We start from the raw sequence: 20,000 nt of genomic DNA, 5'->3' as shown, positions 1-20,000 counted from the left end.
GCAATAATGAAATTAACTGCAGAAATTAGCATGTATCCATTTAATGAAAATTACCTAGACCCTATTAAGTGGTTTATAGGCCGTGTTGACAGCTATAGCAATATTGAGCGAGTAACTAATGCTATGGCAACACAGATATGTGGAGAGTATGGGGATGTTATGTCGATGCTGGCGATTGAAATGCAAGCGGCACATGATAAGTGGGGCAAGGCGGTATTTGTATGTAAGTTTATTGGTGGTGAACTTAATTTAGCCCACAGTGAGTAATGTTTATGTTTGAATTTAGCCAAACAATAAGCCAGGCCTTCAATGAAATGAGTGTCATGACCGCCTGGGAGGCCGTTGCAGTCATTTTAGCCGTGGTGTACCTAGCATTAGCCATGCGCACCAATATTTGGTGCTGGGCAGCGGCGTTTATCAGCACGGCAATTTATACGGTACTTTTCTGGAAAGTGTCTTTGTTAATGGAGTCAGTGCTTAATATTTATTATATGGCGATGGCTGTTTACGGTTATTGGATGTGGATGCAACAGCCGAGTAATAGTCCAGAGCATGCTATTAATGACAGTGGCTCGGCCATTGTTAGTTGGTCGCTTAATACGCATTTCATGTTGATTACTGTGACATCAATAATATCAATTATTGTGGGTTACCTTATGGCAACCTACACCCAAGCATCATTTCCTTATCTAGATTCTGCCACTACCTGCTTTGCAGTAATGACCACTTTTTTAGTGGCTCAAAAGGTGCTTGAAAATTGGCTTTATTGGATTGTTATCAATACGCTATCAATTTATTTGTACTTTAGTAAAGGCTTGATGCTGACAACTGCACTGTTTGTACTTTATGTCTTTATGGCTGTGGTGGGATACTTTATGTGGCGCAAAACATGGCTTGCAGAAACAGATTCAAATTCAGAGCCACTCTCTCAAAATGGTTGAATTAGAAACATTGGTTGCTCAATCAGCGTTAAACTTACTTCCTAATGACGTGGTCAGCTTGCTGCTCAAGCTTGTACCTTCGAACCAACTGGAAAAACTGGCTAAGTATTGCATCAGCGTTGAACACTTGTCAGCGGGATTGAGTAACCAAAATTATCTGCTTAAATCTAAATTTGAGCAGATACAAAAATCACAAGTATTAAGAGTGAATCAAGTTGATGCTGTGTGGTGCTCTCGTCAAGATGAAGTCGCTAGCTGGCGACAAGCACAGCAGATAGCAATAGCACCTAAATTACACTTTTACAGTGATAATTATGAAATTTATCTCAGTGACTTTATTGTTGAAACCACACCTTGGCATAAGGCTTATCACGAGTATGGTGTAAATACTCCTCGCCAGGGTGAGATACTCATAGGTACATCAAACTCACAACCTGTAGAACAACTTCTTGAAGTATTAAAAAATCTATCAACTTTGCCTTTACCTGAAAAAAAGGTGAGTTTGCAACAACAATGGCACGAGTATCGGCAGCAGCTTATAGATACTTATCAGCAGGAAACCGCCGAATGGCAACACTATTTCAACCAACTCGACGACCAAAGCGACATGGTTAAGCAGTGGTTTGATGCATTAGAGGAATGTTTAATTGCACCGACTTTTTGCCACAGAGATTTAACCCCTTTTAACTTGCTATTGGACATTCACGGCTATCAAAACATAGGCTTAGCAAGATTAATGTGTATTGATTTTGAATATGCAGCCACCAGTCATCCTCTTTTTGATTTAGCGTCAATATTGGCAACCCACAGTTTATCAAAGCAACAAACTGATACTTTGTTACAGGCCTACTTTCAATGGCAAGCAGAAACTGCATCTCCTTCACTAAATAATAATGCCCCCAAATGCGTAGCATATGCGATAAATTGTTATTGGCTATTTTGTGCGATGTGGGCTTTATTGATGGCAAGAAATACCTGCCAAAACTTCTTTCCCTTGTATCATAGATACTTTTCATTAATTGATTTCAGCTATCCTTAAACCAAAATTTAGACAGTAAGTTAATCAATATTTATGATGCGCATTGCCTGATAGTGCTGAATTTGGGTTTAAATACCTCTGTGTTGAAATATTATTGCCTTATACAGGGTCTTATTTAGCTATACCCATTTACATAATATTTCAGACATAGTTTAAGTATTAACAATGTTGTTGTTTAATAAAGGAAGTTGGATGCAAACGTTATTTTCTCTATACCAAAAGATACTTCAAAAACTGTCTTATTTTGATGGTCTCGCCCCACTAGCATTAAGAATTTATCTTGCACCAGTGTTGATGCAAGCTGGATACAATAAATTGGCCCATTTTGAAGATACCGCGAGCTGGTTTGGTAATCCTGATTGGGGCCTTGGTCTGCCTATGCCTGAAGTGATGACTGCTTTGGCAGCTGGAACTGAACTTTTTGGTGGCTTTTTGTTGCTTATGGGATTAGCCACAAGACTTATTTCATTACCTTTGATAGTGACAATGGCCGTGGCAGCTTTTGCGGTTCATTGGCAAAATGGCTGGTTAGCTATTGCTGATGGCAGTTCATGGCTCGCTAATGACAATGTGCTAGCAGCGGGTGAAAAATTAGCCGCCGCTAAAGACATTTTACAGCAGCATGGTAATTATGAATGGTTAACCAGTTCAGGTAACTTTGTTATTTTGAATAACGGTATTGAGTTTGCGATTACCTATTTACTGATGCTTTTGGTATTACTGTTCATGGGCGGAGGGCGTTACGTCAGCGTCGACTATTATATTCAGCGCTTTCTGGCTAAAACGGTATAAGCAGAATTCATGGCATACGTATTTATCACATTAGGCGAGTTTAATTCCAATTAAAGTCAATTAAACCCAATTAAAGCGAATGCAAATATCCCCCCAAAGAGGTGGGATATTTGTTATTATCAGCCTAAATAAAGCCATCGCTAGGATAAAAACGTTGAAAGCATCAGAACTATTATTAACTCGTCAGTCTAGCCCAAGATTGACCACTCCAGCGCCAACGACAGAGCAGCTGGACTTCATTCTTAATGCAGCCGCTCGTGTACCTGATCATGGTGGGTTAACGCCATGGGAGTTTATTATTGCCCAAGATGATGGTCTGACTCGCCTTGCTGAGATTTTTGTCAGCGCCGCAAAAAAGTCTCAAGCCGATGAAGCGCTTATCGAAAAAGCTGAAAAAATGCCATTTAGAGCGCCATTAGTTATCACTGTGGTGGCAAAAACACAAACTCATTCCAAAGTACCAATTATAGAACAGCACATAGCAGCAGGGTGTGCAACAATGGCGATGCAGCAGGCAGTGTTTTCTCTAGGTCTAGGAGCTGTGTGGCGTTCGGGAGACTTTGCTTTTGACAGAAACGTACATCAAGATTTAGGCTTGAATGACAGTGATCAAATAGTAGGCTTTTTATATATAGGTACGCCAACAGTAACAGCACCAATAAAGTCATTGAAAGAAGGGCGTCAATTTGCGCGCTTTTTGTAGAGGATACATTCTAGTGCCTGTTATCAAATAGGCACTAGCTATATGGCAGTTTCATCTGTGTTGAATGTATGTGTTCAATTAGCCTATGAGGGCATACATTTCGGCGATAACATTAAATGACATTGTTAAGCCGTTGTCACTTCTCAAGTATCAAACTCAAGATAAAAAGTTACTTCAAAAACTTAACCCAAAACAAGTGAAGCTTTAGCACTTAAATTGTAAAACTTAAGCTATAAAGGTAAGGGGTATCAAATAACCCTTTTATTCAAGAGACTCTATCGGCAATGAGTTTTGAAACACATAATAACCGAATGGTCCCATCACTAAGCTTATTCCACTCCAAAACCAGCGTTTATTACTGCTTATTTGCGCATGCGAGGTAATCGCACGATAACAAAATAAAACATGTAATAGCATCAGTGTAACAAGCAGTATTGCTAGCGTAATATCCATATTGTCCATGTCATTTTTCCTTTGCATTATGCAATGACTTTTATTAAGCATAATTGTTAATTGTGAACTTGCTGCAAAATAGTTAAAAATCCATCTTAATACTTAGCTGTATTATGTGCAGCAAGCTAATTTACCTTAAGTTTGCTCTAAATAAAAGAGCCTTAAGTTATTAAAATTTAGATTATTTTTTAGTATTACTTAGAACTAATACTTAGTAACTATTTTATTGTGGCTTTAGCGGGATCGATTTTTTTTCATCTAACCAAAGTGGGTATTTAATCATCACTTGTTTAAATAGATCACAGTTAACTAGCGCTGATAACCATTGCTGTACTTTAATATATTCACAAGACTCAAACCATTTATGATCAACCGCTGCAAATTGTCTAATAAAGGGAAAAATAGCGTAGTCAGCAAATGTCGGACTGTTAGCAAATAAAAATGTTTGTAGATTAAGTTTGTGTTCAAGCTCTTGGACAAATTCCTCAGCCTTGAGTCGATAGGCTGATTGACTCATTTGTGGGTGTCTGTCGGCATATTTATATTTATCTAACCAGGGTTTGAAGTGGTTATCATTTTTATAAACCAGTGCTTGCTGTTCTTCAGAGCGAATACTTTGAATCACTAATTGATATTCAGTTTCATCTAAATATGGACATGTATCTAGAGGATAAAGCGTAATCGCAAATTGGAAAATATCTAAACTTTCTGCAATGGTGTGCTGTTGATAAGCTAAAACAGGCACAGTTGCTTTTGCTGAAATAGCTAACATTTCAGCAGGCTTGTTTTTAAGCTCAATTTCACGCACATCGGGATTAAGTGTACTGAGGTGTAGTCCTATTCTTGCACGCATAGCGTAAGGACAACGACGAAAAGTATACAAATAATTTATCATGCTAACCTGAGTAGAAATCATTAAATAGAGCAATATTCTATCGTAAAAGATCAAGACTGAGGGGTAAATGACACAGAAAAGACGATTGATGGATTAATAACTGTTTTTTTAGTGTGATTTAGTTATAATTCCGGCCGTTTTTTGGCCTCGACACACAATTTTTTAATCACAATGCACTGGAAATGAAGTTCCAGCTAGCGGAGATCTTATGTCTACTACACCTACACCAGCAACTACATCTGAATTTGTGGTGTGCGCTCTTTATAAGTTTGTTGCTTTACCTCACTTTGAAACCATCAGGCAGCCATTGCTTAGTGTCATGGAACAACATGACGTAAGAGGAACATTGTTGTTAGCCAGTGAAGGCATTAACGGAACGGTAGCCAGCAATAAAGAAGGCATCAATGCTTTACTCACCTGGCTAGACTCACAGCCTGGCTTAGATAATATTGTCACTAAGGTCTCTTTCGATAATGAAATGCCTTTCTATCGCACCAAAGTTAAACTGAAGAAAGAAATTGTGACTATGGGAGTCGAAGGCATCGACCCACGTAAAGTTGTCGGAACCTATGTTAAGCCTAAAGATTGGAATGCACTTATTTCTGATCCTGATGTATTACTCGTGGATACTCGTAACGACTATGAAGTGCAAATTGGTACTTTTGAACATGCCGTCAATCCAGTAACAGAAACATTCCGTGAATTTCCAGCATACGTGAAGCAAAATCTTGATCCTGCTAAGCACAAGAAAGTGGCTATGTTCTGCACCGGTGGCATCCGCTGTGAAAAATCAACCGCGTATTTGAAAGAGCAGGGCTTTGAAGAGGTTTATCATCTGGAAGGTGGCATTCTTAAGTATCTTGAAGAAGTTCAGCCAGAAGACAGCTTATGGAAAGGTGAATGTTTTGTTTTTGATAATCGTGTTGCTGTGAATCATGCGTTAGAGAAAGGTCAATATGACCAGTGTAACGCTTGTCGCATGCCTATTACGGAACAAGAAAAGCTGTCTGCTGCGTATGAGCAAGGTGTTAGCTGTCCGCATTGTATTGACAAGGTGACAGACGAGCAGCGTCAACGTTTTATTGAACGTGAACGCCAGGTACAGCTTGCTACGCAGCGTGGTGAGGTCCATATCGGCAGTGACGTAAATCAAGTAATTGAAAAGCGCCGACAAGACAAAGAAGCATTAAAGAAAGCACAAGAGAAACAAAAGCAAAAGTAATGATTATTTAAAACCATAAAACAAAAAAGCCTCAGTAAATGAGGCTTTTTTTGTTTCAGTTAGTAGTGGTTATTAACGGTTATTCAGGCAAGAATACGGCCAATTACCATTTTTTCTTCCGCTGAAATAACATATCTAAATCGTCGTCTTCCTCATCCTTCTTCTTCGGTTGCGGAACCGCAGGGCCTGAGTTTTTCTGCGCACCCATAATTTCATCTAACAACTGTTTTGCTTCATCTAATTTTCGGGTTATGAAGGGGTCGTTAGGCGTTTGGGCTTTAATGAGGTGCAATGTAGAAAGGGCTTTAGTCACCATTTGCTTACTCGAACCATATTGCTTCATATAGCATGCCGCGCGTGCACGGGAAATCATCGACTCTACGTTGATTCTTTGCTGTAAGCTGTCAATTCGCATTTCTTCAGTGTTAAACACAGACGGATCAACTTTTCCTTTATTGTGTTCGGCACGTAATATAGCTTTTAGCTTTTTTAAGGTTTTTACTAGGTCTAATACTTGTCGATCATTATCAGGTAAGCGAAAGTTCTCAACCGGAGGTACTTGAGGGGACGAACCAGAAATACTGCTAATTTGGCTGTTTATGTCGCTTAAACGACGCTGATAATCACTCAGTAATTGGCCTGATGCATGCGATATAGATTGCTCGAGTGCATCTTGAATCCGTTTATAAAGGACTAAGATGATATGGCTAGAACAAGATGCCGCTCCTGAGTTAGCTAAAACAGCTTCAGTTTCATCAATAATAGCGCGATGACGAGAGACTTCTACTCTTCGCTCTGCTTCAGCGCGTTCTTTTTGTTGTTGAATAATACTGAAGCCAATAATGAGTAGCAGTAGAGCGCCAATCAGCATTAATATTAGAATTAAAGACATAGGTTTTCCATGTTGTCATAGTTATTGCGTGTACAGCATCTAAAAACAGTTAGAAGCAACACGAGTCTATTTGTTGTTTTAATAATAGATGAATAGCAAAACCAAAATTAATATATATCTTAGCGTAAGTTATGCCTACTGTCGTTGAAAACCCAGTCATTTTGATGATAAAAGTTGTTGTTAGTTGTTGAATGATCATCAAAAGCACTATTTTTGTAGCTTGTCACACGTGTGAGTTTGCTTACTAACGCCTATTTCAGGGTATTTTGCTGAGTTACAGTAGGCTATTTTCACTTGTCTTATATGCTAATTTAAATTACATTTGCTGCTATCTATAACATTTAGTTATAGATGAGTTGAGGTTAGTGGCGTCCTATTGCGTCATTACTGCTAATGTTCCAATTGAATAGTAAGGAATGGTGCCATGAAGCTGCAACAATTAAGATACATTGCCGAAGTGGTCAAACACAATTTAAATGTATCAGCTACTGCTGAAAATTTATATACCTCACAACCGGGGATCAGCAAGCAAGTTCGTATGCTTGAGGATGAGCTTGGGATCCAAATATTTGGTCGAAGTGGCAAACATTTAACCCATGTTACCCCCGCGGGTTTGCAGGTTATCGAAATAGCGAATGATATTCTAGGCAAAGTAGAAAGCATTAAAAAAGTATCAGAAGAATACACTAAGCCAAATCAAGGTGAGCTAAATATTGCCACAACTGATACCCAGGCCCGTTATGCTTTACCGCAAATCATTAAAGAATTTATTAAGCGTTACCCTAAAGTTAATTTACATATGCATCAAGGTACGCCTAGCCAAATCAGTGAGCAAGCGGCTCGAGGTGAAGCTGATTTTGCTATTGCAACAGAGGCTATGCATCTTTATACCGACCTAATTATGCTACCTTGTTACCACTGGAATCGTTCAATAGTGGTCACCCGCGATCACCCTCTAGCCAGTATTACTAAACCTAGCATTGAAGATTTAGCTAAATATCCTTTAGTGACCTACGTATTTGGTTTTGATAAAGCCTCTGAAATTGAAAAGTCGTTTAATCGCGCTAATTTACACCCTAGAGTGGTGTTTAGTGCAACCAGTGCTGACGTATTAAAAACCTATGTCCGTCTTGGTTTAGGAGTAGGGGTTATTGCATCTATGGCAATTGATGCCAATATCGATAAAGATTTAATCGCGATAGATGCCAGTCATTTATTTGCTCACAGCACCACTAAAATTGGCTTTAGACGTGGCAGCTTCTTACGTGGTTACATGTATGACTTCATGTTGCATTTTGCTCCCCATTTAACCCGTACCGTGGTTGAAAATGCGGTTGCTTTGCGTGATCAACAACTTATTGATGAAATGTTTGCTGATATCACCTTACCTGTTCGCTAAAGTGTCGATTAGCTAAGTTGATAATAAAAGAGTTTTTTAAAATAGCCCGTTAAAAAATAACTAGAATAAAAAAATCACGCCGCAGCGTGATTTTTTTTATGCAAACATAGTGGGCTAGAATTAATCCGGTGCGTAACCATTAGGGCCAATTAGCGCACCGTCCAGGTAAGCTTGATTTTGTTTCATTTCAAGTCTGCCCAAACTAAACCATTTAACCACAAGAGGATAAATAGCGTGTTCCTGCTCATGCACTCGCTCTGCTAATATCTCAGCATCATCTTCAGCATAAATCGGTACTTTAGCTTGTAAAACAACCGGTCCTGCATCAAGTTCTGGAATAACAAAGTGCACACTAGTGCCATGCGCTTTGTCTTTTGCATCGATAGCGCGTTGATGAGTATTAAGGCCAGTATACTTAGGTAATAATGACGGATGAATATTGATCATCTTACCTAAATAACGACCGACAAAGTCATCGGATAAAATACGCATAAAACCGGCAAGTACAATTAAGTCTGGCTGATATTTTTCAATGCAAGCAGCAAGACGAATATCATACTCTTCACGTGCTTCACCTTTGCGAGCAATGACACAACTGGTATCAATTTCACTATGGTGAGCGCGTATCAAGCCATATGCGTCAGGTTTGTTACTGATAACACCGACTACTTCAGCGTTTAGGTTGTCATCACAACCGTCTAAAATAGCTTGTAAATTACTACCGTTACCTGAAATCAACACCACAACGCGACAGCTAGCAGGCATTATACAATCTCCACTTGCTCTTCATCGGCATTACGATTGGCAATTTCACCAATTAGCCAAGCGTTTTCACCTTCAGCAGTTAACAATGCTAATGCAGCGTCAACTTTATCAGTTGGCAGTGCAATGACCATACCCACACCACAGTTGAAGGTTAAATACATTTCACGCTTAGCGATATTTCCATTAGTCATTAACCAGTCGAACACAACAGGCCATTGCCAAGAATCACCCTTAACAACCGCTTTGCAATCTGCTGGTAATACGCGTGGGATATTTTCCCAGAATCCACCACCAGTGATATGCGCCATAGCGTGAACTTCAGTTTGCTCAAGCAATTTAAGTAATGATTTTACATAAATCTTAGTTGGTTCAAGTAAATGATCAATTAACGGCTTACCGGCTAAGTCTTGCTTAGGATCTGCTTTGCTTACTTCTAAGACTTTACGAATTAACGAATAACCATTTGAGTGAGGGCCGCTAGAACCTAAAGCGATAAGTGAATCACCGGCTTTAACTTTTGTGCCGTCAATAATGTCAGCTTTTTCAACAACGCCAACACAGAAACCGGCTAAGTCGTAATCTTCACCTTCGTACATACCTGGCATTTCAGCAGTTTCACCGCCAATTAACGCACAACCAGATTGAACACAGCCTTCAGCAATACCATTAACAACAGAGGTTGCAGTTTCAACGTCTAGTTTGCCAGTCGCATAGTAATCTAAAAAGAATAACGGCTCGGCACCCGATACAATTAAATCATTCACACACATGGCAACAAGATCGATTCCGACAGTGTCATGTTTCTTATGATCAATTGCCAGTCTCAGTTTAGTACCAACACCATCGGTGCCAGACACTAATACAGGGTGTTTATATTTAGTCGGTAATTCACATAATGCGCCAAAACCACCTAAGTTGCCCATAACTTCAGGGCGGCGGGTGCGTTTAACCGCAGTTTTAATGTTACTAACTAATGCGTTACCTGCATCTATATCAACGCCGGCATCTTTGTAACTTAATGGTGTAGGAGTGCTCACGGAGGATCCTCTCGGGTACATCGTTTAAGGAATTTTATGCGGCCACATTCTACCAGCTTGTGCCGTTACTCGAAAGCCATCATTTAGCTTTATCCGCCAGATAAAACACCAAATTGTGTGATTTTTATTGGCTTAGCTCACGATTTACTGCATTTATAAAACTTTATGTTTTATAGAAGGGATAAATACACTAAAATTCGTTAAATTTGGCTGTAATTAGACAAAGCTGGGAGATCGAAGATGAAAGTTGTTGAAGTAAAACACCCTCTTATTCGCCACAAAGTAGGATTGATGCGTGAAGCAGATATCAGTACTAAGCGTTTTCGCGAATTGGCGACCGAAGTCGGCAGTTTGTTAACCTATGAAGCTACCGCAGACTTTGAGACTGAAAAAGTCACTATTAATGGTTGGAACGGCCCTGTTGAAGTCGATCAAATCAAAGGTAAAAAAGTCACTGTAGTGCCTATTTTACGTGCGGGCTTAGGTATGATGGATGGTGTACTTGAGCATATACCGAGTGCACGTATTTCTGTTGTCGGTATTTATCGTGATGAAAAAACGTTAGAACCGGTACCGTATTTTGAAAAAATAGTCAGTAATGTTGACGAGCGCATCGCGTTAGTCGTTGACCCTATGTTAGCCACTGGCGGCTCTATGATAGCCACTATTGACCTATTAAAGGCTCGCGGCTGTACGTCAATTAAAGCATTAGTGCTTGTTGCTGCACCAGAAGGCATTAAAGCACTTGGTTTAGCTCATCCTGATATTGAACTTTACACCGCAGCAATTGACGATTGTCTAAATGAGCAAGGGTATATTCTGCCTGGCTTAGGTGATGCTGGTGATAAGATATTCGGCACTAAATAATAAATAAGCTGATTTTATAAATCGGTTAGAAAAAAATGGGAACCACAAGGTTCCCATTTTTTATCCGTCATATTGCTTAATCTACCCCGTCGACGCTTAAAGCAGTATGTCTAAAAACTAAATGCTACTCACTACTCACTACAACACCATGGCCGCTATCCAGCCAAAAATAATCAACGGAATATTATAATGAATAAAAGTCGGGATCACGCTGTCACGAATATGGTCGTGTTGTCCATCGGCATTCAAACCCGCTGTAGGGCCTAAGGTTGAATCAGAAGCTGGTGAGCCAGCATCACCTAATGCGGCAGCTGTGCCCACAAGGGCAATTGTCGCTGCCACAGAAAATCCAAAACTAAGTGCCAGTGGCACATAAATGGTTGCAATAATAGGTATCGTTGAAAAAGAAGACCCAATCCCCATGGTAATAAGTAAACCGACTAAAAGCATAAGTATTGCCGCCAATGCTTTATTGTCACCAATAAAATCCCCTAGTGACGTCACTAAAGAGCTCACTTCGCCGGTTGACTTTACAACCGCTGCAAAACCCGCAGCAGCAATCATAATAAAACCAATGTTGGCCATCATATGCACGCCCTGGTTAAATAAGTCTTGGCCAACACTTTGTTTAATAATCCCCGAAAAGCGGAAAATGACAAACCCGGTTAAGGCACCAAATATCATAGAGTCTGTTTGAAGTTGTACTATTAAGGTAGCGACTATGGCGATTAAAGAAATGACAATGCTTTTAGTGTTAATTGTCTGCTCTGCCTGTTCAGTAACCGTTTGCTGTGCGATAAATAGGTATTCACGCGGCTTGCGGTAACTAACAAACATCGCAAATAATAGCCCACATACCATGCCTAATGCGGGTAATAACATCGCCTGTGGCACTTGAGCGTGAACCGCGTTTAAGCCATTACTGTTTAAATTCGCCAGTAAAATGTCATTTAAGAAAATACCGCCAAAACCTATGGGTAAAATCATATAGGTAGTCACTAAGCCGAAGGTTAGTAAACAGGCAATAAGGCGGCGATCAATTTTCAATGCGGTTAACACATGCAATAGTGGGGGAATTAAAATAGGAATAAAGGCGATATGAATGGGCAAAATATTTTGCGACGAAATAGCCATTGCCAGAATCGTAACCAACAGCATCCATCGCACAACCTGGGTATTACTACTATTAGGCTCTTTACCCAATTTTTTAATAATACTGTTAGAAATTAATGTAGTTAAACCAGAATGTGACAATGCTGCAGCAAACGCCCCCAGTAGGGCATAACTTAAGGCTATTTGAGCACCGCCACCTAAACCATCGTTAAAAGCGGAAATTGTTTGTTGTATATCAAGCCCACCGACAAGGCCGGCAACTAAAGCGCTTATTGTCAGTGCAATTACCACATTTACTCGAACAAAACTCAATGCAAGCATTAAGCAAACAGATATCACCACAGCATTCATATTTTTTAATTCTATTTATTATAAGTATTAAGGCGTTTATTTATGCCGTTATTTACTTTGCTTGTCCAGTAAAGCCTTTATTTTATTAGTGTATCAATAGCATGCAGTGCCTATCGCGTGCGTCAATGTTAAAGAATCAGGCCAAAATGTCATCTGTTGTAAGCCATTTTTAGTTATTTGTTTTTAAAACCTTAAAAATAGTAAGGCTGTGATGAGGGGTTTTTCAGCAGGTAAAACAAAATTCATTCGAAACCTCTTATCGGGGGCGCAAATAAAAGGTATGGTATAGCACATTGTGGAAGGGTGAACATTGCACCTTCTTTTAGAATTTTAACAAGCCATTAATGGAGATATAAAATGAGCGTATTAGTAGGCCGTCCAGCCCCAGACTTTACCGCAGCAGCAGTATTAGGTTCAGGCGAAATTGTTGACAACTTTAACCTTGCTTCGGCAACTAAAGGTAAGCCAACGGTTATCTTTTTCTATCCTTTAGATTTCACTTTCGTGTGTCCATCAGAGCTAATTGCTTTTGATCACCGTATGGAAGAGTTCACCAAGCGTGGTGTTGAAGTTATTGGTGTGTCTATTGACTCACAGTTCACTCACAACGCATGGCGTAACACTCCAGTAGACAAAGGTGGTATTGGCCAAGTTAAATACACTTTAGTTGCTGACGTTAAGCATGAAATTTGTAAAGCATACGATGTTGAACATCCAGAAGCAGGTGTTGCTTTCCGTGGTTCATTCCTTGTAGACAAAGAAGGTCAAGTACGTCACCAGGTGGTTAACGATTTACCATTAGGCCGTAACGTTGACGAAATGCTACGTATGATCGATGCACTTCAATTCCACGAAGAGCACGGTGAAGTATGTCCAGCAGGTTGGTCTAAAGGTGATAAAGGCATGACAGCTAGCACTGATGGTGTTGCTTCATACTTAAAAGATCACTCTGACAAGCTATAATCTTCGCTTGTTGAATATCAAAAAAGCTGCCTAGGCAGCTTTTTTTGTTTCTGTAACTTAAATAAAGTTAAGCTAAACCGCACATCTGCTTCGTTCAGTCGTCTGTATCACTATTGTCAGTATCATCATCTGACTCATCCATAATCGCCAACGGCCAACCGCCAAGGGTTTTCCAGCGATTAACGATATAACAAAAAAGTTCAGCGGTACGTTCAGTATCATACAGTGCTGAATGAGCTTCTTTATTATCAAAATCAATGCCAGCCATTTTACACGCTTTAGCCAATACCGTGTGGCCAATAGCTAATCCGGCAAGGGACGCTGTGTCAAAACTGGCAAAGGGATGAAACGGTGAGCGCTTTAAACTATTTCGCTCGATACATTGATTAACAAAACCAAGATCAAATGCCGCATTATGTGCGACAACAATACTGCGATGACAGCCAACCGCTTTTTGAGCCTTTTTAACTTCTTTAAATATTTCTAAAAAAGCGGACTTCTCATCAACAGCACCCCTAAGCGGGTTGGTAGGGTCAATCCCATTGAATGCTAATGCAGCGGGTTCAAGGTTTGCACCTTCAAATGGCTCAATGTGGTAATGAAGGGTTTTATCTAAGCTTATAAAGCCGTCATCATCCATTTTTAGCATGGTAACTGCGATTTCAAGCAATGCATCTGTATTAGCATTAAATCCTGCTGTTTCAACATCAATCACCACAGGAAAATAACCGCGAAATCGATATTTAAATTTATTGCTGTTGCAGATGTCACTCATGTAATTCTATTACCCCATTAAACCTGAATATTATTGTCACCATTAAAGACCGGCCTGCGCCTATTGTGACAGATAGGCCGTGCATTATACCCAAACTGTCTTAATATGCTCGTTTCAGTGATAATTTAAACTTAAGAAAAAGATTTAGCCGCCGATATATTAACAGGTAATAAAATCGACAGGTGACACCATGTGGCAAAAAATCATATTAGTATCCAGTTTGTGTATCAGTGCTTCTGCAAGTGCTGATCTACGTCACTATGTTGCCTCCCTTGAAAACTCTGCCTGGCGTGTAGGTGAAAATACCCCTATTGAATGTCGACTAGAGCATGATATACCAGATTACGGCAAAGCTATTTTTTCCAGTAAATCTGGAAAAGATCTTAACTTACTCTTTACGCTTGATATGTGGGCAAAGCCAGACGCGGTTACCAATGCTAAATTAATCAGCCGAGCACCGACCTGGCGCCCAGGTGATGCATCAAAAGAAATCATCGCATTAAAGTATCAAAAACAATTTAACGGTGAAGTCCCTAAAAAAGCTGCCTGGACTATGCTAAATGAATTAAGCCAGGGCCGTCAGCCTACGTTTTATTATGCTGATTGGTATGATGCATCAAGTAAAGTTGCAGTCGGAATTTCAGCGGTGAACTTTGCCAGCAAGTATCGTGAGTTTCGCTCATGCTTGGCTAATTTATTACCCTACAGTTTTGATGACATTGCATTCACGGTATTAAACTACCAAGAGGGTGGAACCGAGTTAACTCGTTTTTCAAATTATCAGCTTAAAAAAGTACAAGAATATTTATCATATGACCCGAATATCGAGTTAGTGGTGGTTGATGCCTATACCGACAGCTATGGCGGACGTTCAATTAACCAAAAAGTCTCAGAAAAACGTGCTGATTCAGTTAAAAGTTTATTAATCGCCAGTGGTATCTCACAAGACCGTATCACCACAGAAGGGCATGGTGAAAAACGTCACGTGGCTGGTAATGACTTAGCGTCAGAGCGACAAACAAACCGCAGAGTCGTGATTAGAATAACTAAACCTATATAGTGCTGTTAATTATTACTTAGAAAATACACAGACCTTAATTCGTTTCAAAGTAACGATAGCCATTAATCTGTAGCATTAGCCTGAATCATGTTCAGGCTTTTTTGTATGTGTTTGAAGGTAAATTTTAGACAAAAAAAACCCACTCAAACCGAGTGGGCTAAATAATTTGCAATCAACAAATTTAAGGAAGGAAGTCAAGCATAAGAACTGGAGATAAGTTAAGGTTTCACAAACACTAACTTTAAGTTCATTGTTTTCTCATCAAATCGATGTGTCCTGAAAACAAGTTCATAATAGATTTATTACTCTAAATGCACAAGATAGATTTTTTCCACTTTCACATTAGTTTTTTTAATGGATGATTGTGCTGGTTTTGAATTAAAAATGGTCCTTAAATAGCACTAGGGTAGGTTTTGTTGAGATAATTAGTATTTGAGTGAATAAATATTCGGATAAGTTGAATTGTTTTTTAAAAGTAAATGTTAATAGCTTTGGTAAAGTGATCATTTACCTGAAAAAATAAGCTTTTATTGATTCACTTTATTTTAAATACGATCGGTTTTAATACTTTTGACTGGCAAAGCATAGCGATATCCTGCTTTTTGAAATTAATATTTAACTAAGCTGCAATTTGTATCATTAAATGCGATGACTTCATCTAGTTAAGATTCATTTTTTGGGTTGTTTGAAGGCCAGAAAACATTAAAAAATCTTCATCTAAGTTGGTTAAACCCCAGATAATGCAATTTAACACTGTTATGCTCGAAATAAAGTCTGTTTTTAGCGGGTGAGATGATTCACAACTGCCTTGCTACTCGGTATAGTATGCAAAATTTTGTAAGTAAAGAACGAGTCTTAAAATGACGTTTAATTGGCCCGTAACAGTGTACTATGAAGACACCGATGCTGGTGGCGTTGTTTATCATTCAAATTACTTAAACTTCTTTGAAAGAGCACGCACCGAATGGCTTAAATCAATGGGCGTTAGTCAAACTAAATTATTGGCTGATGACATTGCTTTTGTTGTTAAACGTGCAGAATTAGATTTTCGCCGCGCGGCAAAGTTTGAACAGGATTTTATAGTTGAATCCTCTATATCGTCATTGAAAAAAGCGTCGTTGGTGTTCCAACAGCGTTTAATTGATGAGCTAGGTGAATGCTATTGTGAGGCAACAGTGATAGTCGCTTGTGTGTCCTTATCAAAAATGCGTCCCATAGCCATCCCAGAATTTATCGTTCAGGAGTTTAAGAGTGCACGCTGATATGTCTTTTATTGGTTTGTTTTTACAAGCCAGTGTGTTGGTAAAGCTAGTTATGTTTACTTTGTTAGGTTTATCTATTGCATCTTGGGCGGTGATCATTCAACGCCGATCAATGCTGAATTCAGCACGGGTAAAATCCGCGCGTTTTGAAGATACCTTTTGGTCCGGTGTCGACTTAAACCGCTTATACAAAGAACTAACCGCCAGAGGCGAAAGCATTGCTGGCCTAGAAGCAATGTTTGTTGCAGGCTTTAAAGAATACTCAAGAGTGATCAAAGTTAACAGTAAGTCACCAGATGCTGTAATGGAGGGCACATCTAGAGCCATGCGCGTGAGTTTGTCACGTGAGATGGAAAAACTGGAAAACAATTTACCTATGCTAGCCACAATCGGTTCAACCAGTCCTTATATCGGATTGTTTGGTACCGTATGGGGAATCATGAACTCGTTTATCGCCTTAGGTACAGTAGAAAACGCTACATTGGCCATGGTTGCACCTGGTATTGCTGAAGCACTGATTGCAACCGCTATGGGTTTATTTGCCGCTATTCCAGCTGTTGTTGCCTATAACCGTTTTGCTACACAAGCTGAAAAGCTAGAGATGGCCTACGCAAACTTTATGGAAGAGTTTTCTAACATTTTACAGCGCCAAGCCTATAGTGAAAAGGAAGCGGTGTAATGTACCAACGTAAGCGTAAACGTCCTATTGCTGAAATTAACGTTGTACCGTATATCGACGTTATGTTGGTGCTATTGATCATCTTCATGGTCACGGCGCCAATTGTTTCTCAGGGTGTTAAAGTTGAATTGCCACAGGGCAAAGCTGAATCATTACCACCAGACAGTAAACCGCCAATCGTAGCCTCTATAGATGCAGCTGGTGAATACTTTTTAAACGTGGGTACGGGTTCTAATAGTGACCCTTTAGACCTGGATGAAATTGCAATTCAGGTTGGCGCTATGATCCAGCTTGAACCGTTACGACCTGTGGTTGTAAAGGCAGACAGAAGTATTGCCTATGAAAATGTTATTCAACTCATGGTGAGCTTGCAACAAGCGGGCGTGCCTGCGGTAGGGTTAATGACTGATTCACCAAAGGAGAAATAGGTGGCTAATCAATCTACTATTAAAATACCGGTAGCGATTTCTGCCGGTATCCACATTGGTGCGATTGTTATTTTAGTGATAGGCGTAAGTTTCGATGATAAGCCTAAAACAATGCCATCAGCACCTAGTGCACCTGCTATTCAAGCTGTGATGGTTGATCAACAAAAAATTAGCCAGCATGTAGAAAAGTTAAAGCAACAAAAGCAAGACACTGAAAACAAAGAAAAGGCACGTCAAGCAGAGCTAGAGCGTAAAGCCAACGAAGCCCGCAAACAACGTGAGCAAGAACAGCAAAAAATTAAGAATTTAGAAATCGAACGCAAACAGAAAGAAGTTGAAACACAAAAAGCCAACGACGCCGCTAAAGCTGCTCAAATAAAAGTGCAGCAAGAAAAAGAGCGTGCGAATAAGGCTGAAGCCGTTCGTAAGCAAAAAGAGCAAGAACAAAAAGCGTCGGAACAAGCCGCACAAAAAGCGGCCGAAAAACGTAAGCAAGAAGAAGCCGCAGCGAAACAAGCCGCAGATGAACGTAAGCGTAAAGCTGAAGAAGATGAACGCAAACGTAAATTAGAGGAAGATCGCCAACGCAAAGCGAAAGCCGATGCCGATGCAAAAGCACGTCAAGAGCAAGAAATGACAGACGCACTCGCGGCAGAACAAGCAACATTATCGCAAACGCGAAATAAGCAAGTTATGTCAGAAGTGGATCGATTTAAAGCGATGATAATTGCCACAATTCAACGTAACCTTGTGGTTGACGAATCGATGCGCGGAAAAAGTTGTCGCGTGTTTATTCGATTAGCACAAGATGGTTTTGTGACGTCAAGTCAAACATTAGATGGCGATCAGGTTGTGTGTCGTGCAGCAAAAGCAGCAATTAATAAAGCAGGTCGTTTACCCGTGTCTACAGAAGCGGGTGTGTACGATAAATTAAAAGAAATTAACTTAACGGTTTCACCGGAATTTAATTAGTATATTAATGTATTACCGATACAAAATAATGCATTAAAAATGCGAAGGGTATGAAGGAGTCTCATGAATAATTTGGTTAAATGGTTCGCATTGGCATGTGTTGTAATGATAACGCCAGCACGTGCAGCCTTGGATATTGTGATCACCGAAGGTGTTGATCAATCGCGTCCAATCGCTATCGTGCCTTTTGTATGGCAAGGTGAAGGTGCAGCGCCTGCATCTATTTCAGATGTCGTGATGTCTGACTTATCTAGAAGTGGTACTTTTTCACCACTAGATAAACGTGCATTACCACAGTCTAATATTAATACAGTAGCTCAGTTCAACGCTGCTAACTGGGGCAATGTGTCCGCAGATGCACTTGTTGTTGGTTCGGTTAAGCCCTACGGCACAGGTCAATTTTTAGTGACTTTTGAACTTATCGACCTGGTAAAAGCACAGCTTCAAGCTGGCAAAGGCCCTGTTAACAATAGCGAACTGGTTTTAGAAAGCCGCGAAACTGTGATTAACGCTAACCAATTTAGACAATACGCCCATCGCATCAGCGATGTTGTATATGAAAAATTAACTGGAATAAGAGGCGCGTTCTTAACTCGAATCGCCTATGTTGTTGTTAAGCAAGGCCAAAAAGCGCCGTATCATTTAATGATCGCCGACTATGATGGTTACAACGAGCAAATGTTATTACGCTCGCCAGAACCATTAATGTCACCAAGCTGGTCTCCAGATGGTCGTCGCTTAGCGTATGTGAGTTTTGAAAATCGCAAAGCTGAAATATTTGTTCAAGACATATACACTCAAACTCGTACGCTAGTAAGTAGTTTTGACGGTATAAATGGCGCGCCTTCTTTTTCACCAGACGGTAAAAAGTTAGCCGTGACCTTATCAAAAGATGGTCAGCCAGAAATTTACACAGTGGATATAGCCACAAAAGCAACCAAACGTGTAACAGATCACTACGCCATTGACACAGAGCCTTCATGGTTCCCCGATGGTAAGTCGCTTCTTTTCACGTCTGAGCGTGGCGGTAGACCGCAGCTTTACAAAGTGAATTTGGATACAAATAAAGTCAGTCGAATGACTTTTGAAGGCGAATGGAATTTAGGTGGTTCAATTACACCTGATGGTCGCAGCATGATTTTTGTGAATCGTACTAATGGACGTTTCAATATTGCCAGAATGGACTTAGCAACTCGCTTTATGCAGGTGTTATCATCTACTCGATTAGATGAATCACCAAGTGTTGCACCTAATGGCACTATGGTGATTTATGGTACGACTCACGAAGGTAAACAAGTACTGGCAGCGGTTTCTACCGATGGCCGATTTAAGGCAAGATTGCCTGCTGGACAAGGTGAGGTGAAATCACCAGCCTGGTCCCCATTTCTTTAA

The 20,000-nt window shown here is 40.0% G+C and carries 22 protein-coding genes; 15 read left to right on the top strand and 7 right to left on the bottom strand.

Annotated elements, in window-relative coordinates; translation table 11 throughout:
• Positions 1-6: 6 nt before the first annotated feature.
• The 5 genes from ACRWQN_RS13675 to ACRWQN_RS13655 all read left to right on the top strand — a co-directional run bounded on the left by ACRWQN_RS13675 (position 7) and on the right by ACRWQN_RS13655 (position 3,475).
• On the top strand, positions 7-267 hold the full coding sequence (locus ACRWQN_RS13675) for a hypothetical protein (RefSeq protein WP_434940662.1): 261 nt from the start codon (positions 7-9) through the stop codon (positions 265-267).
• A gap of 5 nt (positions 268-272) precedes the next feature.
• A complete protein-coding gene (gene pnuC / locus ACRWQN_RS13670) occupies positions 273-941 on the top strand; it encodes a nicotinamide riboside transporter PnuC (RefSeq protein ID WP_434938327.1) in 669 nt (222 codons plus the stop codon).
• Entirely contained in the window at positions 934-1,980 is a 1,047-nt protein-coding gene (locus tag ACRWQN_RS13665; RefSeq protein ID WP_434938325.1) for a phosphotransferase, read from the top strand. The genes pnuC and ACRWQN_RS13665 overlap by 8 nt, the downstream gene beginning before the upstream one ends.
• 192 nt (positions 1,981-2,172) lie before the next feature.
• Positions 2,173-2,772: an HvfX family Cu-binding RiPP maturation protein gene (locus ACRWQN_RS13660; protein WP_434938323.1), complete on the top strand. Its 600-nt coding sequence runs from the start codon at positions 2,173-2,175 to the stop codon at positions 2,770-2,772.
• 154 nt (positions 2,773-2,926) lie between these two features.
• Entirely contained in the window at positions 2,927-3,475 is a 549-nt protein-coding gene (locus tag ACRWQN_RS13655) for an NAD(P)H nitroreductase (RefSeq protein WP_434938322.1), read from the top strand.
• A gap of 261 nt (positions 3,476-3,736) precedes the next feature.
• Here ACRWQN_RS13655 and ACRWQN_RS13650 read toward each other — a convergent pair whose 3' ends face one another.
• Together ACRWQN_RS13650 and ACRWQN_RS13645 are read right to left on the bottom strand one after the other, a co-directional pair.
• The gene (locus ACRWQN_RS13650) at positions 3,737-3,937 is read right to left on the bottom strand and encodes a hypothetical protein (RefSeq protein WP_434926562.1); all 201 of its coding nucleotides are present in this window, start codon (positions 3,935-3,937) and stop codon (positions 3,737-3,739) included.
• A 214-nt stretch (positions 3,938-4,151) separates the two neighbouring features.
• Complete coding sequence (locus ACRWQN_RS13645; RefSeq protein WP_434938320.1) at positions 4,152-4,823, bottom strand: glutathione S-transferase; 672 nt, start codon at positions 4,821-4,823, stop codon at positions 4,152-4,154.
• Between the two features lie 208 nt (positions 4,824-5,031).
• Here ACRWQN_RS13645 and ACRWQN_RS13640 point away from each other — a divergent pair, with 208 nt between their 5' ends.
• A complete protein-coding gene (locus ACRWQN_RS13640) occupies positions 5,032-6,045 on the top strand; it encodes a rhodanese-related sulfurtransferase (RefSeq protein WP_434926560.1) in 1,014 nt (337 codons plus the stop codon).
• A 103-nt stretch (positions 6,046-6,148) separates the two neighbouring features.
• Here ACRWQN_RS13640 and ACRWQN_RS13635 read toward each other — a convergent pair whose 3' ends face one another.
• Positions 6,149-6,937 carry a hypothetical protein gene (locus ACRWQN_RS13635; protein ID WP_434938319.1) on the bottom strand — a complete coding sequence of 263 codons (789 nt, stop codon included), beginning with the start codon at positions 6,935-6,937 and terminating at the stop codon, positions 6,149-6,151.
• A gap of 424 nt (positions 6,938-7,361) precedes the next feature.
• Here ACRWQN_RS13635 and cysB point away from each other — a divergent pair, with 424 nt between their 5' ends.
• Positions 7,362-8,336 (top strand): HTH-type transcriptional regulator CysB, encoded by a 975-nt coding sequence (gene cysB / locus ACRWQN_RS13630; protein WP_434926558.1) that lies wholly within the window; start codon positions 7,362-7,364, stop codon positions 8,334-8,336.
• 120 nt (positions 8,337-8,456) lie between these two features.
• Here cysB and purN read toward each other — a convergent pair whose 3' ends face one another.
• Complete coding sequence (gene purN, locus ACRWQN_RS13625) at positions 8,457-9,101, bottom strand: phosphoribosylglycinamide formyltransferase (RefSeq protein ID WP_226414744.1); 645 nt, start codon at positions 9,099-9,101, stop codon at positions 8,457-8,459.
• Complete coding sequence (purM, locus tag ACRWQN_RS13620; protein ID WP_226414746.1) at positions 9,101-10,138, bottom strand: phosphoribosylformylglycinamidine cyclo-ligase; 1,038 nt, start codon at positions 10,136-10,138, stop codon at positions 9,101-9,103. The genes purN and purM overlap by 1 nt, the downstream gene beginning before the upstream one ends.
• Positions 10,139-10,378: 240 nt before the next feature.
• On the opposite strand from purM, the gene upp reads away from it, so the two are divergent.
• Positions 10,379-11,005: a uracil phosphoribosyltransferase gene (gene upp, locus ACRWQN_RS13615; RefSeq protein WP_226414748.1), complete on the top strand. Its 627-nt coding sequence runs from the start codon at positions 10,379-10,381 to the stop codon at positions 11,003-11,005.
• Positions 11,006-11,143: 138 nt separating this feature from the next.
• Here the strand turns inward: upp and ACRWQN_RS13610 are convergent, their stop codons facing one another.
• Complete coding sequence (locus ACRWQN_RS13610) at positions 11,144-12,469, bottom strand: Na+/H+ antiporter family protein (protein WP_434938318.1); 1,326 nt, start codon at positions 12,467-12,469, stop codon at positions 11,144-11,146.
• Positions 12,470-12,826: 357 nt separating this feature from the next.
• Here ACRWQN_RS13610 and ACRWQN_RS13605 point away from each other — a divergent pair, with 357 nt between their 5' ends.
• Complete coding sequence (locus ACRWQN_RS13605; RefSeq protein WP_226414754.1) at positions 12,827-13,432, top strand: peroxiredoxin; 606 nt, start codon at positions 12,827-12,829, stop codon at positions 13,430-13,432.
• A gap of 94 nt (positions 13,433-13,526) precedes the next feature.
• Here ACRWQN_RS13605 and rnt read toward each other — a convergent pair whose 3' ends face one another.
• Positions 13,527-14,207, bottom strand: coding sequence for a ribonuclease T (gene rnt / locus ACRWQN_RS13600; RefSeq protein ID WP_434931599.1), 681 nt, complete (start codon positions 14,205-14,207; stop codon positions 13,527-13,529).
• A gap of 190 nt (positions 14,208-14,397) precedes the next feature.
• Between rnt and ACRWQN_RS13595 the strand changes: the two genes are divergently transcribed.
• The 6 genes from ACRWQN_RS13595 to tolB all read left to right on the top strand — a co-directional run bounded on the left by ACRWQN_RS13595 (position 14,398) and on the right by tolB (position 20,000).
• On the top strand, positions 14,398-15,267 hold the full coding sequence (locus ACRWQN_RS13595) for a flagellar protein MotY (RefSeq protein WP_434938316.1): 870 nt from the start codon (positions 14,398-14,400) through the stop codon (positions 15,265-15,267).
• 860 nt (positions 15,268-16,127) lie between these two features.
• Positions 16,128-16,529, top strand: coding sequence for a tol-pal system-associated acyl-CoA thioesterase (gene ybgC / locus ACRWQN_RS13590; RefSeq protein ID WP_226414763.1), 402 nt, complete (start codon positions 16,128-16,130; stop codon positions 16,527-16,529).
• The gene (gene tolQ / locus ACRWQN_RS13585) at positions 16,519-17,208 is read left to right on the top strand and encodes a protein TolQ (RefSeq protein WP_226414766.1); all 690 of its coding nucleotides are present in this window, start codon (positions 16,519-16,521) and stop codon (positions 17,206-17,208) included. The genes ybgC and tolQ overlap by 11 nt, the downstream gene beginning before the upstream one ends.
• Positions 17,208-17,636, top strand: a complete 429-nt coding sequence (gene tolR / locus ACRWQN_RS13580) for a protein TolR (protein ID WP_434926553.1) — start codon at positions 17,208-17,210, stop codon at positions 17,634-17,636. The genes tolQ and tolR overlap by 1 nt, the downstream gene beginning before the upstream one ends.
• Positions 17,637-18,608 carry a cell envelope integrity protein TolA gene (tolA, locus tag ACRWQN_RS13575; RefSeq protein ID WP_434938314.1) on the top strand — a complete coding sequence of 324 codons (972 nt, stop codon included), beginning with the start codon at positions 17,637-17,639 and terminating at the stop codon, positions 18,606-18,608.
• Positions 18,609-18,671: 63 nt separating this feature from the next.
• Positions 18,672-20,000, top strand: a complete 1,329-nt coding sequence (tolB, locus tag ACRWQN_RS13570) for a Tol-Pal system beta propeller repeat protein TolB (protein ID WP_434938312.1) — start codon at positions 18,672-18,674, stop codon at positions 19,998-20,000.

Origin of the sequence: Shewanella sp. HL-SH8, from assembly GCF_051165765.1 — a bacterium.
Lineage (GTDB): Bacteria > Pseudomonadota > Gammaproteobacteria > Enterobacterales > Shewanellaceae > Shewanella > Shewanella glacialimarina.
The sequence above is the reverse complement of the archived record's forward strand: the minus strand, read 5'-3'. Positions and strand labels throughout refer to the sequence as shown.

What these genes read in the sequence shown, in the direction of transcription:
- purN (WP_226414744.1), bottom strand. Translation starts at nt 9,101, where the DNA reads ATGCCTGCTAGCTGTCGCGTTGTGGTGTTGATTTCAGGTAACGGTAGT.
- ACRWQN_RS13635 (WP_434938319.1), bottom strand. Translation starts at nt 6,937, where the DNA reads ATGTCTTTAATTCTAATATTAATGCTGATTGGCGCTCTACTGCTACTC.
- ACRWQN_RS13605 (WP_226414754.1), top strand. Translation starts at nt 12,827, where the DNA reads ATGAGCGTATTAGTAGGCCGTCCAGCCCCAGACTTTACCGCAGCAGCA.
- ACRWQN_RS13610 (WP_434938318.1), bottom strand. Translation starts at nt 12,469, where the DNA reads ATGAATGCTGTGGTGATATCTGTTTGCTTAATGCTTGCATTGAGTTTT.
- cysB (WP_434926558.1), top strand. Translation starts at nt 7,362, where the DNA reads ATGAAGCTGCAACAATTAAGATACATTGCCGAAGTGGTCAAACACAAT.
- tolB (WP_434938312.1), top strand. Translation starts at nt 18,672, where the DNA reads ATGAATAATTTGGTTAAATGGTTCGCATTGGCATGTGTTGTAATGATA.
- rnt (WP_434931599.1), bottom strand. Translation starts at nt 14,207, where the DNA reads ATGAGTGACATCTGCAACAGCAATAAATTTAAATATCGATTTCGCGGT.
- pnuC (WP_434938327.1), top strand. Translation starts at nt 273, where the DNA reads ATGTTTGAATTTAGCCAAACAATAAGCCAGGCCTTCAATGAAATGAGT.
- ACRWQN_RS13650 (WP_434926562.1), bottom strand. Translation starts at nt 3,937, where the DNA reads ATGGACAATATGGATATTACGCTAGCAATACTGCTTGTTACACTGATG.
- ACRWQN_RS13660 (WP_434938323.1), top strand. Translation starts at nt 2,173, where the DNA reads ATGCAAACGTTATTTTCTCTATACCAAAAGATACTTCAAAAACTGTCT.
- ACRWQN_RS13640 (WP_434926560.1), top strand. Translation starts at nt 5,032, where the DNA reads ATGTCTACTACACCTACACCAGCAACTACATCTGAATTTGTGGTGTGC.
- ACRWQN_RS13595 (WP_434938316.1), top strand. Translation starts at nt 14,398, where the DNA reads ATGTGGCAAAAAATCATATTAGTATCCAGTTTGTGTATCAGTGCTTCT.
- ACRWQN_RS13665 (WP_434938325.1), top strand. Translation starts at nt 934, where the DNA reads ATGGTTGAATTAGAAACATTGGTTGCTCAATCAGCGTTAAACTTACTT.
- ACRWQN_RS13645 (WP_434938320.1), bottom strand. Translation starts at nt 4,823, where the DNA reads ATGATAAATTATTTGTATACTTTTCGTCGTTGTCCTTACGCTATGCGT.
- upp (WP_226414748.1), top strand. Translation starts at nt 10,379, where the DNA reads ATGAAAGTTGTTGAAGTAAAACACCCTCTTATTCGCCACAAAGTAGGA.
- ACRWQN_RS13675 (WP_434940662.1), top strand. Translation starts at nt 7, where the DNA reads ATGAAATTAACTGCAGAAATTAGCATGTATCCATTTAATGAAAATTAC.
- ybgC (WP_226414763.1), top strand. Translation starts at nt 16,128, where the DNA reads ATGACGTTTAATTGGCCCGTAACAGTGTACTATGAAGACACCGATGCT.
- tolR (WP_434926553.1), top strand. Translation starts at nt 17,208, where the DNA reads ATGTACCAACGTAAGCGTAAACGTCCTATTGCTGAAATTAACGTTGTA.